Origin of the sequence: Paraburkholderia sp. BCC1886, from assembly GCF_900996245.1 — a bacterium.
Classification (GTDB): Bacteria; Pseudomonadota; Gammaproteobacteria; order Burkholderiales; family Burkholderiaceae; genus Paraburkholderia.
This window is the reverse complement of record NZ_CAAJGK010000092.1, coordinates 1-524: the sequence shown is the minus strand read 5'-3', so window position 1 is coordinate 524 and position 524 is coordinate 1. Positions and strand designations below refer to the sequence as shown.

Sequence of the window (524 nt, the reverse complement as noted above, 5' to 3'; positions counted from 1 at the left end):
CCGACCATTCATGCGCACACTCCGGGCAAGTGTAGAGGCTCCCATCTTCGTATGTGAACTCGGAATTGCATTTTGGGCAGGGGGGCAATGCGCTCATGTGTAATCCTTGGTGCCTGACGAGGGCAATGAAAGCGCGAAAGTATAGCGTGTCCGGTACGTTGGTCATCCTGCCCCGCTCACCACGTCACCATGTTGAGCGTCCGCTTTCGGGATGCCTGACCGTCGGCTTTGGGTTGCGGATTCAACCCGTCGATGCAACGAATTGATGAAAACGTTCAGCCGGTGTATCGAAGTCTAGTATCTTCCTCGGGTCGAAATCGATGCCGGCTTCACGCCGGACGCAGCGGCTCAAGCGTTGATCGGGGCGGCCTTGTCCGGCAGTTCCCTTCCCCCAAGACATCAGAGCGATGCCGGACACCTGATCCAGCCGACGAATCGACTTCAGCCGGCTCATGGAGCATACCGCGAGGTCGATCAGCCGAATCGGCTGGCGTACCGCTACGGGCGGTGAGACGCATCCATGT

2 pseudogenes are annotated in these 524 nt (G+C 58.6%); both read right to left on the bottom strand.

The window, feature by feature from the left end:
* Window positions 1-97: pseudogene (locus FQ746_RS28565) on the bottom strand (alkylphosphonate utilization protein); the annotation flags it as partial.
* Between the two features lie 144 nt (window positions 98-241).
* A pseudogene (locus tag FQ746_RS35045) lies at window positions 242-524 on the bottom strand (hypothetical protein); the annotation flags it as partial.